General features: G+C 41.6%; 15 protein-coding genes and 1 pseudogene. 11 read left to right on the plus strand and 5 right to left on the minus strand.

Annotated elements, in window-relative coordinates:
* The first annotated feature begins 138 nt into the window (after positions 1-138).
* The 6 genes from LC574_RS06800 to LC574_RS06825 all read left to right on the plus strand — a co-directional run bounded on the left by LC574_RS06800 (position 139) and on the right by LC574_RS06825 (position 4,778).
* Positions 139-408, plus strand: coding sequence for a hypothetical protein (locus LC574_RS06800; protein WP_229452274.1), 270 nt, complete (start codon positions 139-141; stop codon positions 406-408).
* A 440-nt stretch (positions 409-848) separates the two neighbouring features.
* The gene (locus tag LC574_RS06805) at positions 849-1,811 is read left to right on the plus strand and encodes a hydrogenase small subunit (RefSeq protein WP_229452276.1); all 963 of its coding nucleotides are present in this window, start codon (positions 849-851) and stop codon (positions 1,809-1,811) included.
* Between the two features lie 94 nt (positions 1,812-1,905).
* Positions 1,906-3,501, plus strand: coding sequence for a nickel-dependent hydrogenase large subunit (locus LC574_RS06810; RefSeq protein ID WP_229452277.1), 1,596 nt, complete (start codon positions 1,906-1,908; stop codon positions 3,499-3,501).
* Between the two features lie 119 nt (positions 3,502-3,620).
* Complete coding sequence (locus tag LC574_RS06815) at positions 3,621-3,764, plus strand: antitoxin family protein (protein ID WP_229452279.1); 144 nt, start codon at positions 3,621-3,623, stop codon at positions 3,762-3,764.
* Positions 3,765-3,856: 92 nt separating this feature from the next.
* Positions 3,857-4,252 (plus strand): type II toxin-antitoxin system VapC family toxin, encoded by a 396-nt coding sequence (locus LC574_RS06820; RefSeq protein ID WP_229452281.1) that lies wholly within the window; start codon positions 3,857-3,859, stop codon positions 4,250-4,252.
* 295 nt (positions 4,253-4,547) lie between these two features.
* Positions 4,548-4,778, plus strand: coding sequence for a hypothetical protein (locus tag LC574_RS06825; protein ID WP_229452283.1), 231 nt, complete (start codon positions 4,548-4,550; stop codon positions 4,776-4,778).
* On the opposite strand, the gene LC574_RS06830 is transcribed toward LC574_RS06825, so the two are convergent.
* On the minus strand, positions 4,763-5,128 hold the full coding sequence (locus tag LC574_RS06830; RefSeq protein WP_229452284.1) for a DUF5615 family PIN-like protein: 366 nt from the start codon (positions 5,126-5,128) through the stop codon (positions 4,763-4,765). The two genes, LC574_RS06825 and LC574_RS06830, sit on opposite strands and share 16 nt — an antisense overlap.
* Positions 5,125-5,295: pseudogene (locus tag LC574_RS06835) on the minus strand (DUF433 domain-containing protein); the annotation flags it as partial. The pseudogene LC574_RS06835 and the gene LC574_RS06830, both read right to left, overlap by 4 nt.
* Before the next feature lie 116 nt (positions 5,296-5,411).
* Here LC574_RS06835 and LC574_RS06840 point away from each other — a divergent pair.
* Together LC574_RS06840 and cobA are read left to right on the plus strand one after the other, a co-directional pair.
* Complete coding sequence (locus LC574_RS06840) at positions 5,412-6,158, plus strand: sirohydrochlorin chelatase (protein ID WP_229452286.1); 747 nt, start codon at positions 5,412-5,414, stop codon at positions 6,156-6,158.
* Positions 6,155-6,934, plus strand: a complete 780-nt coding sequence (cobA, locus tag LC574_RS06845) for a uroporphyrinogen-III C-methyltransferase (RefSeq protein WP_229452288.1) — start codon at positions 6,155-6,157, stop codon at positions 6,932-6,934. Before LC574_RS06840 ends, cobA begins: the two co-directional genes overlap by 4 nt.
* Before the next feature lie 30 nt (positions 6,935-6,964).
* Here cobA and LC574_RS06850 read toward each other — a convergent pair whose 3' ends face one another.
* Both LC574_RS06850 and LC574_RS37840 read right to left on the minus strand, forming a co-directional pair.
* On the minus strand, positions 6,965-7,585 hold the full coding sequence (locus LC574_RS06850; RefSeq protein WP_229452289.1) for a hypothetical protein: 621 nt from the start codon (positions 7,583-7,585) through the stop codon (positions 6,965-6,967).
* A 185-nt stretch (positions 7,586-7,770) separates the two neighbouring features.
* Positions 7,771-7,893: a hypothetical protein gene (locus LC574_RS37840; protein ID WP_267871441.1), complete on the minus strand. Its 123-nt coding sequence runs from the start codon at positions 7,891-7,893 to the stop codon at positions 7,771-7,773.
* Here LC574_RS37840 and LC574_RS06855 point away from each other — a divergent pair.
* The 3 genes from LC574_RS06855 (at position 7,876) to LC574_RS06865 (ending at position 11,715) form a co-directional block, all read left to right on the plus strand.
* Entirely contained in the window at positions 7,876-8,844 is a 969-nt protein-coding gene (locus LC574_RS06855; RefSeq protein WP_229452290.1) for a homogentisate phytyltransferase, read from the plus strand. The two genes, LC574_RS37840 and LC574_RS06855, sit on opposite strands and share 18 nt — an antisense overlap.
* 3 nt (positions 8,845-8,847) lie before the next feature.
* Positions 8,848-9,321 carry a M48 family metallopeptidase gene (locus LC574_RS06860; protein ID WP_229452291.1) on the plus strand — a complete coding sequence of 158 codons (474 nt, stop codon included), beginning with the start codon at positions 8,848-8,850 and terminating at the stop codon, positions 9,319-9,321.
* Positions 9,322-10,485: 1,164 nt separating this feature from the next.
* A complete protein-coding gene (locus LC574_RS06865; RefSeq protein ID WP_229452293.1) occupies positions 10,486-11,715 on the plus strand; it encodes a tetratricopeptide repeat protein in 1,230 nt (409 codons plus the stop codon).
* Positions 11,716-11,732: 17 nt separating this feature from the next.
* Here LC574_RS06865 and LC574_RS06870 read toward each other — a convergent pair.
* Positions 11,733-12,272, minus strand: a 540-nt coding sequence (locus LC574_RS06870; RefSeq protein WP_229452295.1) for a hypothetical protein, incomplete at its 5' end; no start/stop codon positions are given.

Genomic DNA, 12,272 nt, shown 5'->3' on the forward strand with positions numbered 1-12,272 from the left:
TTGGACGAACAAGTTGTTAGGCAAGCTGTACAACCAAAATCCTAAAAAAATAGGGTGCGTGAAGGCTTAACAGTGCGTTTAATGGAGACGATATTAATCTACAAGTTGCCGCGATTGAGGCAGGAGGAGATCGGAAAAATGTTTGAATTAAATGACTTGAGGCAAACTAGATTTTTCCAAGATGTTTTTGAAGAAGGTAAAAAACAAGGTAAGCAAGAAGTTTTTGAAGAAGCTAAACAAGAAGGTAAGCAAGAAGTTTTTGAAGAAGCTAAACAAGAAGGTAAACAAGAAGCTAAGTTAGAAATGATACCCCACTTGTTAGCGTTTGGTTTGAGTATTGAGCAGATAGCTCAAGCGTTAGGTTTGCACGAAGAATTTGTTAGGCAAGCTGCACAACCAAAATCTTAAAACAACTGATATATAGCTGACGGGGTGCAAAGTCTTGTACCCCAACATTTTGCTGAATTTTACTTAGTTATCACATTAAAATATGACTGCTTAAAATACTCATACTTTCGTACAAATTAACAACTAGCAGTAATTATTACAGAGTTTTAACAGTCATGAATTCAGTAGACGAGATTATTTAACGTCAGTAACTAAAAAACAATGATTCTGTTATTACTATTTTTTATTTGTTAAATATGTTACGAGTATAACAAACATAATAATTTAAAACAATCTCGTAAAAACTTTAGCTATTGTTAATGATTAATTCTTTTTTAATGAAATAGAATTCAATAAAAAAATATCTTAGTATTGAAAAATAAATATTGATAAACAGGTGAGACTTTACAAGCATTATCACCTACATCATGCATGGGAAACAATAGAAAAACACATAGCCGATGACTAACGTACTATGGCTACAAGGTGGTGCTTGTTCAGGCAACACCATGTCATTTCTCAATGCTGAAGAACCGACAGTCTGCGATTTAATTGCCGACTTTGGCATCAACTTACTTTGGCATCCATCCTTGGGATTGGAACTAGGCAACAGCTTACAAACACTGCTGCGAGATTGCATTTCTGGCACAATTCCTTTAGATATCTTGGTATTTGAAGGCAGCGTTGTTAACGCGCCCAACGGCACTGGCGAATGGAATCGGTTTGCCGATCGCGCCATGAAAGATTGGTTAACAGACCTTGCCAAAGTTGCTAAATTTATCGTCGCCGTGGGAGACTGTGCCACATGGGGAGGAATTCCCGCCATGTCACCCAACCCTAGCGAGTCGGAAGGTTTACAATTTCTCAAGCGCCAAGAAGGCGGCTTTTTAGGAAAAGACTTCCTGTCTCAAGCCGGATTACCTGTAATTAATATACCTGGATGTCCCGCCCATCCCGACTGGATTACGCAGATATTAGTTGCGATCGCTACTGGACGCATAGCAGACATTGCTTTCGATGAACTAAATCGTCCCCAAACCTTCTTTAACACTTATACCCAAACAGGTTGTACCCGCAACGTCCACTTTGCCTACAAAGCCTCAACCGCCGAATTTGGACAGCGTAAAGGATGCCTATTTTATGATTTAGGTTGTCGCGGCCCCATGACTCATTCCTCCTGCAACCGCATCTTATGGAATCGCGTCTCCTCCAAAACTCGCGCCGGAATGCCTTGTTTAGGTTGTACCGAACCAGAATTTCCCTTCTTTGACCTCAAACCAGGAACCGTATTCAAAACCCAAACAGTGATGGGAGTTCCCAAAGAATTACCGCCAGGAGTAAACAAAAAAGACTACGCCCTACTCACAATGATCGCCAAAGACGCCGCACCACCTTGGGCAGAAGAAGACTTTTTTACAGTTTAGTCATTTGTCATTGGTCATTAGTCATTAGTAAACAACAAATGACCAAGGACAAAAGACAAATGACAAAGGACAAATAACAAAGGACAAATAACAAATGACAATTCAATCATTAGACATTTCGCCCGTTGGTAGAGTTGAAGGCGATTTAGATGTCCGAGTTGACATCGAAAACGGAAGAGTAGTCAACGCCTGGACACACGCGGAACTATTTCGCGGATTTGAAGTTATCCTACGCGGTAAAGATCCCCAAGCCGGATTAATTGTCACGCCTCGCATTTGCGGAATTTGCGGCGGTTCTCACCTGACTTGTGCATCTTGGGCATTAGATACAGCTTGGGAAACAGAAGTTCCTCGCAATGCAATTTTAGCTAGAAATCTCGGACAAATTGTCGAGACAATTCAAAGCATCCCCCGCTATTTTTATGGACTGTTTGCTATTGATTTAACCAATAAAAAATACCGCAATAGTCGCTATTATGAGGAAGCTGTCAGGCGCTTTGCTGCTTTCACTGGCAAATCTTATGAACTAGGCATAACAATTTCCGCTAAACCCGTAGAAATTTATGCACTATTGGGCGGACAATGGCCTCATTCTAGCTACATGGTTCCTGGGGGTGTGATGTGCGCCCCCACTTTAACAGACATCACCCGCGCTTGGGCGATTCTAGAATACTTCCGCACCAATTGGTTAGAACCAGTGTGGTTGGGTTGTTCTTTAGAACGCTACGAACAAATCCAAACTTATGATGACTTTAGAAATTGGTTGGATGAAGACCGAAATCATCGAGATTCCGACTTAGGTTTTTATTGGCGCATGGGTTTAGATATCGGTCTAGATAGATATGGCGCTGGTGTTGGTAAATATGTCACTTGGGGATATTTAGCCCATGAAGATAAATACCAAAAGCCGACTATTGAAGGACGAAATGCGGCGATGATTATGAAAAGTGGAGTGTACGACAGCTTCGCAGACACTCACACTTTAATGGATCAGTCCTTTACCCGCGAGAATACAACTCACTCCTGGTACGATGAGGGAACGGCAGACATTCACCCTAGCGATCGCACCACTAAACCCACTGCGAATAATACAAAAGACTTCGATAACGCCTACTCTTGGTCGAGTGCAATCCTTCACAAAGACTTCGGACGTTTGGAAGCTGGCCCCTTAGCGCGTCAATTAGTTGCAGGTGGTAAACATGGCGAATCTTGGCAACATTACGACGGCTTTATCCTCAATGTCTTCAAACGAATGGGTGGTGCTAGTATTCATGTGCGTCAACTTGCACGAGTTCACGAAATTGTCAAGTTATATCGGCAAGCCGAACATTGTTTACGCGAATTCAAATTAAACGACCCCTGGTATATCAAACCCACAGAAAAAGATGGTCGCGGTTGGGGTGCAACGGAAGCGGCGCGGGGTTCTCTGTGTCACTGGGTAGAAGTGGAGGGCGGTAAAATTAAGAATTACCAAGTCATTGCCCCTGGTACTTGGAATATCGGCCCTCGTGATGGTGAAGGAATCCGTGGCCCCATTGAAGAAGCTTTAATTGGGACACCCATTTACGATTCTAGCGATCCGGTGGAAGTTGGTCATGTGGCGCGATCGTTTGATTCATGTTTGGTGTGTACAGTCCACGCCCATGATGCTAAAACAGGTGAAGAGTTAGCGCGTTTTCGTACCGCTTAAAATATGCTAATTTCTAATAGCTAATGGCTAATTATTTTTCAGTTAGTCATTAGCTGTGTTTTTAGTATGTTAGATATTATGCCATGATTAGAAATAGCTATGGCATGAGGAAAAAGTTTATGACTATAACTATAGAAGCTGTTTATGAACAAGGGGTACTCAGGTTATCACAGCCGATTCCATTAGCCGAAGGAACTCGTGTTGAAGTCACTGTGATTTCAACTGAGGCTAAACCTCAAAACAAAACTCCTAGAGATATTTAGGCACAAATTTCAGCCATGCCCTTAGAAGTAAGCAATGAGAAATTTTCTGGTCAAGATCATGACACTATTCTTTATCCTCCCCATAGTGCAACATGATCTTTGTAGATACCAGCGCCTGGTTTGCTAGTATTGTTCCTTCCGATACTGAGCATCAGGCAGCGTCTTCATGGGTTAATCAAAATATTCAGCCATTGCTAACAACAGATTACATTGTCGATGAAACCTTGACCCTTTTGAGAACCCGTGGAGAAACGTTGAGGGCAATCAGCTTAGGAGAGGCATTCTTTTCAGATAATCTGACGACCATTTATTACCTGACAGAAGAGGATATTCAACAAACTTGGCAGGTTTTCCGTCAGTTCTCAGATAAAAACTGGAGTTTCACGGACTGCGCCAGTCGGGTTGTGATGAATAAACTCCATTTAACTCAGGCATTCACTTTTGATCATCACTTTCGTCAATTTGGGTTCGTGAATGTTTTACCTTGAGAGTTGCGCGTTCGCGTAGCGTGCCGGAGGCAATCGCCCAAAAGACAAATTTACAACAGGCATTCTAACTGAGCCTTGGAGTCTAACGATGACGCTCATCAGCTGCTATAACCTCTGAAACTTAGGCAATATTTGAGCCAGCAGTCCCGCACAGCAAAGTGTTGGTCTGCTGAATAATTTGAAACTACCGAACAATATTAAAGACAGACTCATTCTCAATATCGCTCACCATTCGTTCATAGTGTTTAAATCAACACTAAAACTCTGTGCTGCTCTAATTTGACCTATCAAAAGTTTGAAAAACTTTTCTGGGGATGGTGGAGCAATAAGCAGAGGTATCGCTTCAGGAGAGTTGAAGGGCAAAATTGGATCAGCTAGATTCGGCTCAATATCTAACTTTCTCAAAATAAACTCCAACTCTGGTGTAATTTTCCCTTCTAAACTTTATGCGATCGCTCTACTCAAGAATCATAGTTACTGTCTATACCACCAAAGAAGCGATCGCTCTATTTACTCTCCAGAATAAGTGCTTAGGAAAACCAGTTGATTCTCCATCTCTTTTGTCGATCTAATTGTCATCAGCTTTAAAACTCGCCGCATTTGTTCGCCGACTGAATAATCTTGTGATGAAACAATAATACCTGAATGAGTTTGTCCTTCTGTCATGTAGAGGTTATGTAGCTGACAAAAATCACCAACATTGAATGTATAGAAAACGCGTTGCTGTTCAGTTGCAATAGCTAACTGTTCCTCATCGCTCAAACCAGTTGTACTTAGCTCCCCAACAGTTGTAACGTCTACTTTTCTTGCTCTTAATGCTCCTACTAATCGACGATCCATTGCATCTTCATCTATTAGCAGTCGTATTTTACTCATACTGACTGAACCATTTCAGTAGCAAGTTTTTCATAGCTTGACTTCTCAGCAACTAGATAAGCTTCAATCTCTTCCTGATTTGCATGATAATAAGTTAAAGCTGCATAAACTTGTGCAAGAGTCAAATTACCCATCCGTTCAACAATTTCTTCCGCATTCATTTTGTACCTTACTAAATACAATGAGTATGTGCAGAATTATATAGGTATTTATTATTATATTACCAGTAGCTTAATATTAAGTAAGATATGAGAATTAGTCACTGAGAGTTCAAGCTTTGCCGATGTCATCTGCCTATCTGCTAGTATCTCACGGAAGCCGCGATCGCCGCCCAGAAATTGCTATGCAGCAACTAGCAAAGCTGGTATGCAACAAATTGTCAGAAAACCACAACACATTAAATAGCGCACATCAGGTTGGTATAGCTGCTTTGGAAATGAATCCTCAGCCTTTACATGAGCAGATTCAAGAATTTGCTAAGAGCGCTTTTGGCAATGGCAAACTCCCTCAAAACGAGAATCGCCTCAAAATTGTACCGCTATTTCTGCTGCCGGGAGTGCATGTAATGACAGATATTCCCGCCGAAGTAGCACTAGCACAACAGGCTATTGGTCAGGATATCATGATTGAGTTGCAACCATACTTAGGCTCTCACCCCAATTTAGAGAAATTGCTGGCAAAGCAAATAGCTGCTATAAAAGCACAAGCATGGATTCTATTAGCTCATGGTAGCCGTCGCCCTCTTTCCCAAGAACCTGTGGAAGCAATGGCGGCCAGTTTGGGAACAGTAGCTGCTTATTGGGCTGTCCCTGGTAGTTTAGAATCACGGGTGAAAGAGTTGGTAATTGGTGGTTATAAAGAAATTGCAATTCTGCCATACTTTTTATTCGCTGGTGGAATAACCGATGCGATCGCAGCCTCAATAGAGGAGTTAAAATTACAATTTTCTGCGGTGAATTTCCAATTGGCACAGCCACTGGGAGCAAGTGCAGAATTAGCCGAGATAATTTGGGATTTAACAGATAGATGAACCGCACAGAAAAACAGGAGAACAAGTATTTGGGAAAGGTTTATTTAGTAGGTGCGGGGCCAGGAGATCCAGGACTAATTACCCTAAAGGCAAAAGGTTTATTGGAATGTGCAGATGTAGTTATCTATGATGCCTTGGTGAGTCCGCCAATTCTGGCAATGATTAATCCCCAAGCCGAGCAAATTAACGCTGGTAAGCGGAGGGGGAAACATTCGCTGTTCCAGGAAGAAACAACTCAATTGCTGATTGAGAAAGCGCACGATCATGCAATTGTGGTGCGCTTAAAGGGTGGCGATCCTTTTATTTTTGGTCGCGGTGGCGAAGAGATGGAAGAATTAGTCAACGCGGGAATACCAGCGGAAGTTGTGCCAGGTATTACATCGGGGATTGCAGCCGCAGCATACTCAGGTATTCCATTGACTCATCGGCTGTATAGTTCTTCGGTGACATTTGTTACTGGTCACGAGGCGGCAGGTAAGTATAGACCGAAAGTGGATTGGAATGCGATCGCGCACGGTTCCGAAACCATTGTAATTTATATGGGAATTCACAATCTGCCTTATATTGTGGAACAGTTAAGTGCGGCTGGGTTGAATTCAAAAACGCCTATTGCTTTGGTGCGCTGGGGTACGCGCCCAGAACAAGAAGAATTGATTGGTACTTTAGAAACAATTGTAGAGCAGGTAGAGCAAACTGGATTTGGTGCGCCTGCGATCGCAGTCATTGGACAAGTAGTAAATATGCACAGTATTTTGTCTAGTTGTCGTCCAGTTTGATGGTTGGCGCAAATGTGAAATCCACTGTCTTTAAGTTTCTCGAATCCAAAAAGCCAATCCTCCGGCACGGCCACGAGCTGCAATAAAATCTTCCGTCACTAAAAAGAAGCCAAAGAAAGGTAGTTTAGCTATAGGTTGGTTGTAGAAATCTTCTGTTTGAACTTTACCAGAACGCATTGGTCTGTTATAAACAACACGACCAAATAGACTAATAAGCATCTGGTTAAAGTCAAACGCCAATAAATTTTTCTTGTTGAAATATTGCACTGGCCCCGTGAGGTTCAACAAAACTGGGCCAAATTCAACCTGATTACTAATTTCGCCCCTGTCTGAATCCTGTGCCAAAGTGACATTAAAGGAAACATTGACTCTGATAAACTTGGGTACATACAAACCCTTGCCTAATACAATTGTGCCTTGCTCTCTGACTTTCTTAGTGCCAGTGGCAAAGCAAAGTTGCCATTTGCCCAGAAGAGACTCAAACGGATAAGTTAACCGTTCCTGCTTGGCAGATTTTTCTGCTTGTAGCAACGCATTTACTAATATTTCAGCACTAGGGGGTGTGCCTCTCTGTCCTCGATACGCAGCCGCAGCTTGGGATAGCACACTCACAAAGTCAAATGTCGCTTTAGATGTCAAATTAGCTGTCATAATGGCACTCTGGACTTAACTATAATTCTTTGCTTTTTTGATGATTGTACCGTTATAGGGAACAAAGAAGAGGTAATTTCATAGTTGGTTTTGAAATTTTTTTTGGGATTCTAGTGTCTTGCATGAGGTAGATTGATTCTCTGTCCGCTATGCGTATCAAGCTTTAAAAGTAGGGGTACGGTAGCTCAAGCCGCCGCTTCCCCTGCAACGCCAGCTTCTTGTTTATGACCAAATTCTGTGACAATGGTTAACAATATGCAATAAGCCGGAATACTGAATCTAAAGTACTCATGAGCCAGAGTTTTCAAAACAGCCCTTTGCCACGCAAACCTGTTCAATCATATTTCCATTGGTTATACGCTTTCTGGAAATTCTCTCGTCCTCACACGATTATTGGTACAAGTCTGAGTGTGTTAGGTTTGTATTTTATTGCCATTGCAATTAGTAATCCTACTGATTCCCTATTCCCTACTCCCCATTCCCTACTCCCTCTCTTAGGTGCATGGATTGCTTGTCTATGTGGCAATGTCTACATTGTGGGGCTGAATCAATTAGAAGATGTTGATATTGACAAGATTAATAAGCCTCATTTACCGTTGGCATCAGGTGAGTTTTCTCAACAGATGGGGCAATTAATTGTTGCTTTTGCTGGGATTTTGGCGCTAGTTGTGGCATGGCTAACTGGGCCATTCTTATTTGGCATGGTAGCAATTAGTTTGGCCATTGGTACTGCTTATTCATTACCGCCAATTCGCTTGAAACAGTTCCCATTTTGGGCAGCGCTGTGCATTTTTTCGGTGCGCGGCACGATTGTTAATTTAGGATTGTATTTGCACTATAGTTGGGTGCTGAAACAAAGCCAAGTAATTCCGCCTGTGGTGTGGGTGCTGACGTTATTTATCTTGGTATTTACCTTTGCGATCGCAATTTTTAAAGATATACCAGATATGGAAGGCGATCGCCTATATAATATCTCTACTTTCACTATCAAACTCGGTTCGCAAGCTGTGTTTAATCTAGCTCTTTGGGTGATAACTGTCTGTTATTTGGGGATAATTTTAGTTGGTGTGCTAGGTATGGCCTCAGTTAACCCCATATTTTTGGTAATTACTCATTTAGCCCTGCTAGTTTGGATGTGGTTGCGGAGTTTGGCAGTAGACTTACAAGATAAAAGTGCGATCGCTCAATTCTATCAATTTATCTGGAAACTATTTTTTATCGAATATCTAATTTTTCCTATCGCCTGTCTTTTGGCTTAGACAATGCTAGAAACCTTTTTTACTAGTTCTATTATCCCTGCTGTTGTAGTTGTTCTTAGTCTATCAATTCTTGGCTATTTCGCTTGGAAAACTTTGATTACCTCAGACTTGTTTCAAAAAGGAATCAATCTTTCTCAAGCCAAAGATTACCAAGGTGCAGAAGCAGCATTTCGTAAAGTGATTTCCCTCAACTCTACTAATGATGTGGTGCGCTTGTTTTTGGGAGATGTTTTAAACCAGCAAGGACAAGTAGAAGAAGCAACAGAATTATTCCGGGAAGTGATTCGCCGCAGTCCAAAAAATCCTGATGCTTACTTGCGTCTGGCAAATATTCTCATGCAGCAAGAGCGAGAAGAGGAAGCTAAAACTAACCTGCTACAAGCTAAAGATTTATTGCAAAAACAACGCCAACCTGAAAAAGCTAAAAAAATAACTCAACTGTTAGATAAAATGAGTGAAAAGTTAAGTCCATCTTAAGTTAAGTCAGAATTGCGGAGGTAAGAATTCAGCACTCAGGAGTCATACCGTTTCTTTGTAAAGCTGCATATATTTCCCCCCCGGCTACGCCGTCCCCCCAATGCATTGGGGGGAATACAGGGGGGTCTTATTATGTGCATCTTCATACAGAATTGGTATCAGAAGTCAGAATTTATAAAAGGTTTGATATCAAAAGTACATTCATCCCTTCAAGTTATCTCCTGAGCTTTCCACTATTCTGACTCCTGAATTCTTACTTGCGGAGATTAAATTTTCCTATTCCTTCTCTAATTTTTTACATTCCCCTCATAATGGGGAGAATGCTTTTGTTTTGCAATTTACCAGTGTCTGCCGTAATATCCGCAATTCTCGCAAGTTTGGCCACTTCCGCCATAGTCCTTAAAATTCTAATTTGATGCGCTATAAGCTTCATAGCCACAATGAATTGATTTAGAGTTTAGATGAGAAAATTTTGGTGATTTTGAAATATTGTTTTTTTGCAAACATCTACACTAAGAGTGTTTTTGGGTTTCTAAAGACATATTATAGTCTCCTTAAGCAGTACAGCAACTAGACATACTGCATCAGTAATATTTTAATATTAAAATAGTATAGCGATTCTCGTTTGAACGAGGTACATCGGTAGGGGCGCACATATGTGCGGTAACTGTTATATCAAGCGAGGACAAGAAAGATCCAAATCGACACTTCTATGTGAGTAGACTTGTATCAAGTTAGGTTAATCATTTATAATTCCTGCTATAACTCCGCTAAAGGTAGGCTTTTATTCCCCTTTTGGCAAGCCTACTGTGTACACATAAGTCGAAAAATTTTCTACCCACATTTTTTGTCAAAGTGAAACTGTCACACTCATTGACATCCCGCCCAGAACTGAAGTTCAGGGCTGATAGCGAAAGTCCACTCAAGTGGACTGAATTGATTATTTAGTTTAGTCCACGCTTAGTAGACTTCATCGGTGAGACTTGGAATTTATTCCGAGGCGGGATAGAAAAGCAGTGCGAGATTTATTAATAAAGATATGGCTGCGGCAATACTTGTGTGGTACAGCGTAGCCGCGCAAACAGAAAGGGACTGGGGTGTTTTTATGATGGCAATTAGCCGTACTCGATATTACATGTAAACCAAGCAGGTAAAGTAATAAAAATGCTGAAAAACAAGAATCTACTGGTAGCAGCTATTATCTGCTTGTGTTTGAGTAATGGGAATACTGCCTTTGCTAAAGATTTTGGCGTTGTTTTATCAAAAATTTCAGACTCAGATCAAGCAGCAGTTGCTGAGAACAAAAACGCAGTTGCTAATTTCGAGCAAGGAAGCAATCTCTATAAACAAGGAGATTTTAAAGGAGCAGAGGCGGCTTTTCGGAAAGCAATTGAACTAGAACCCAACTTTGCCCAAGCTTATATTGCTTTGGCAAATACTCTCGACGATCAAGGTAAACCACAAGAAGCGATCGCTATTTACAAAAAAGCCATTAGCCTCGATCCGAAAAACTCTGAAGCATACTTTAATTTGGGTTTGACTTTAGCAAGACTCAATCAGTTAGAAGCTGCGATCGCACAATATCAAAAAGCTATCAGCCTTGATGCCAACTATGCAGACGCTCACTATAACTTAGGAAATGCTCTCTACGCTCAAGGCAAGCTAACAGAAGCAATCACCGCATATACAGCAGCTATTCGCCTCAAAACCAATTATGCCCCAACTTATACCCGTCTGGGAAATGTTTTTTACGATCAAGGTGAGCTAGCAGAAGCAGTTACTCAGTACAAAAAATCCATTAGCTTTGATCCCAAATATGCAGAGGCTCACTATTACTTAGGGAACGCCTTGTATGCTCAAGGAAAGCCAACAGAAGCGATCGCCGAATATACAGCAGCCATTCGCCTCGCTCCAAAAAATCCCGCAGGTTATAATGCCTTGGGAAATACTCTGTACGCTCAAGGCAAACTAGAAGAAGCGATCGCATATTACAAAAAAGCCATAAGCTTCGATCCCAACTATGCAGACGCTCACTATAATTTAGCAAGCGCTTTTTACGCTCAAGGCAAGCTAACAGAAGCAATCGCAGATTATACCGAAGCGATTCGCCTCGATCCCAAACATGCACAAGCTTACACGGGTTTGGGAAATGCGATGGACGATCAAGGTAAACCCCAAGAAGCGATCGCCCATTACAAAAAAGCCATTAGCCTTGTACCCAACGATGCATTCACTTACTATAATTTGGGAATCACTTTAGGAAGAGAACAACAGCTAGAAGAAGCGATCGTTAATCTCAAAAAAGCCAGAGAGTTATTCCAAGCTGAGGAAAACAAGGAGATGGTTGAGCAAGTTGATCAGCTAATCCAAAAAATGAATATCCGAACGAATTGAATAAAGGGCAATACAGTTCAGTTAAGCATTTCTTCCTTCTCTCTGCGTCCTTGGCGTCTTGGCGGTTCGTTAAAAAAATTGACTTTGTAACATAGTTTTAGCCTTAACTGAACCGTATTGGAATAAAGGGGATTGGGAATTGGGCATGGGGCATTGGGCATGGGGCATGGGGCATGGGGCATTGGGCATGGCAGCAGAGGAGTGAAGTTCTGATCTGCGTCCGTGAGTATTAAGTAGTTGTGCAAAATTAAATATACATTTGTCATTGCGAGTGGAGCGAAGCGAAACGAAGCAATCGCAAGGGCTTTGGATTGCTTCACTTCGTTCGCAATGACATAAATAAATTTTGCGTAACCACTTAAAGACTCGTTGGCGAGTATTAAAGACTCGTTGGCGAGTATTAAAGACTCGTTGGCGAGTATCAAAGACTCGTTGGCGAGTATCAAAGACTCGTTGGCGAGTATCAAAGACTCGTTGGCGAGTATCAAAGACTCGTTGGCGAGTATCAAAGACTCGTTGGCGAGTATCAAAGACTCATTCACGAGTATTAAAGAATC

Origin of the sequence: Nostoc sp. CHAB 5715, assembly GCF_020829685.1 — a bacterium.
GTDB lineage: Bacteria > Cyanobacteriota > Cyanobacteriia > Cyanobacteriales > Nostocaceae > Nostoc.

Bases quoted from the DNA above. Each gene is read 5' to 3' on its own strand.
- LC574_RS06800 (WP_229452274.1), top strand. From the start codon at position 139: ATGTTTGAATTAAATGACTTGAGGCAAACTAGATTTTTCCAAGATGTT.
- LC574_RS06805 (WP_229452276.1), top strand. From the start codon at position 849: ATGACTAACGTACTATGGCTACAAGGTGGTGCTTGTTCAGGCAACACC.
- LC574_RS06810 (WP_229452277.1), top strand. From the start codon at position 1,906: ATGACAATTCAATCATTAGACATTTCGCCCGTTGGTAGAGTTGAAGGC.
- LC574_RS06815 (WP_229452279.1), top strand. From the start codon at position 3,621: ATGACTATAACTATAGAAGCTGTTTATGAACAAGGGGTACTCAGGTTA.
- LC574_RS06820 (WP_229452281.1), top strand. From the start codon at position 3,857: ATGATCTTTGTAGATACCAGCGCCTGGTTTGCTAGTATTGTTCCTTCC.
- LC574_RS06830 (WP_229452284.1), bottom strand. From the start codon at position 5,128: ATGAGTAAAATACGACTGCTAATAGATGAAGATGCAATGGATCGTCGA.
- LC574_RS06840 (WP_229452286.1), top strand. From the start codon at position 5,412: ATGTCATCTGCCTATCTGCTAGTATCTCACGGAAGCCGCGATCGCCGC.
- cobA (WP_229452288.1), top strand. From the start codon at position 6,155: ATGAACCGCACAGAAAAACAGGAGAACAAGTATTTGGGAAAGGTTTAT.
- LC574_RS06850 (WP_229452289.1), bottom strand. From the start codon at position 7,585: ATGACAGCTAATTTGACATCTAAAGCGACATTTGACTTTGTGAGTGTG.
- LC574_RS06855 (WP_229452290.1), top strand. From the start codon at position 7,876: ATGAGCCAGAGTTTTCAAAACAGCCCTTTGCCACGCAAACCTGTTCAA.
- LC574_RS06860 (WP_229452291.1), top strand. From the start codon at position 8,848: ATGCTAGAAACCTTTTTTACTAGTTCTATTATCCCTGCTGTTGTAGTT.
- LC574_RS06865 (WP_229452293.1), top strand. From the start codon at position 10,486: ATGCTGAAAAACAAGAATCTACTGGTAGCAGCTATTATCTGCTTGTGT.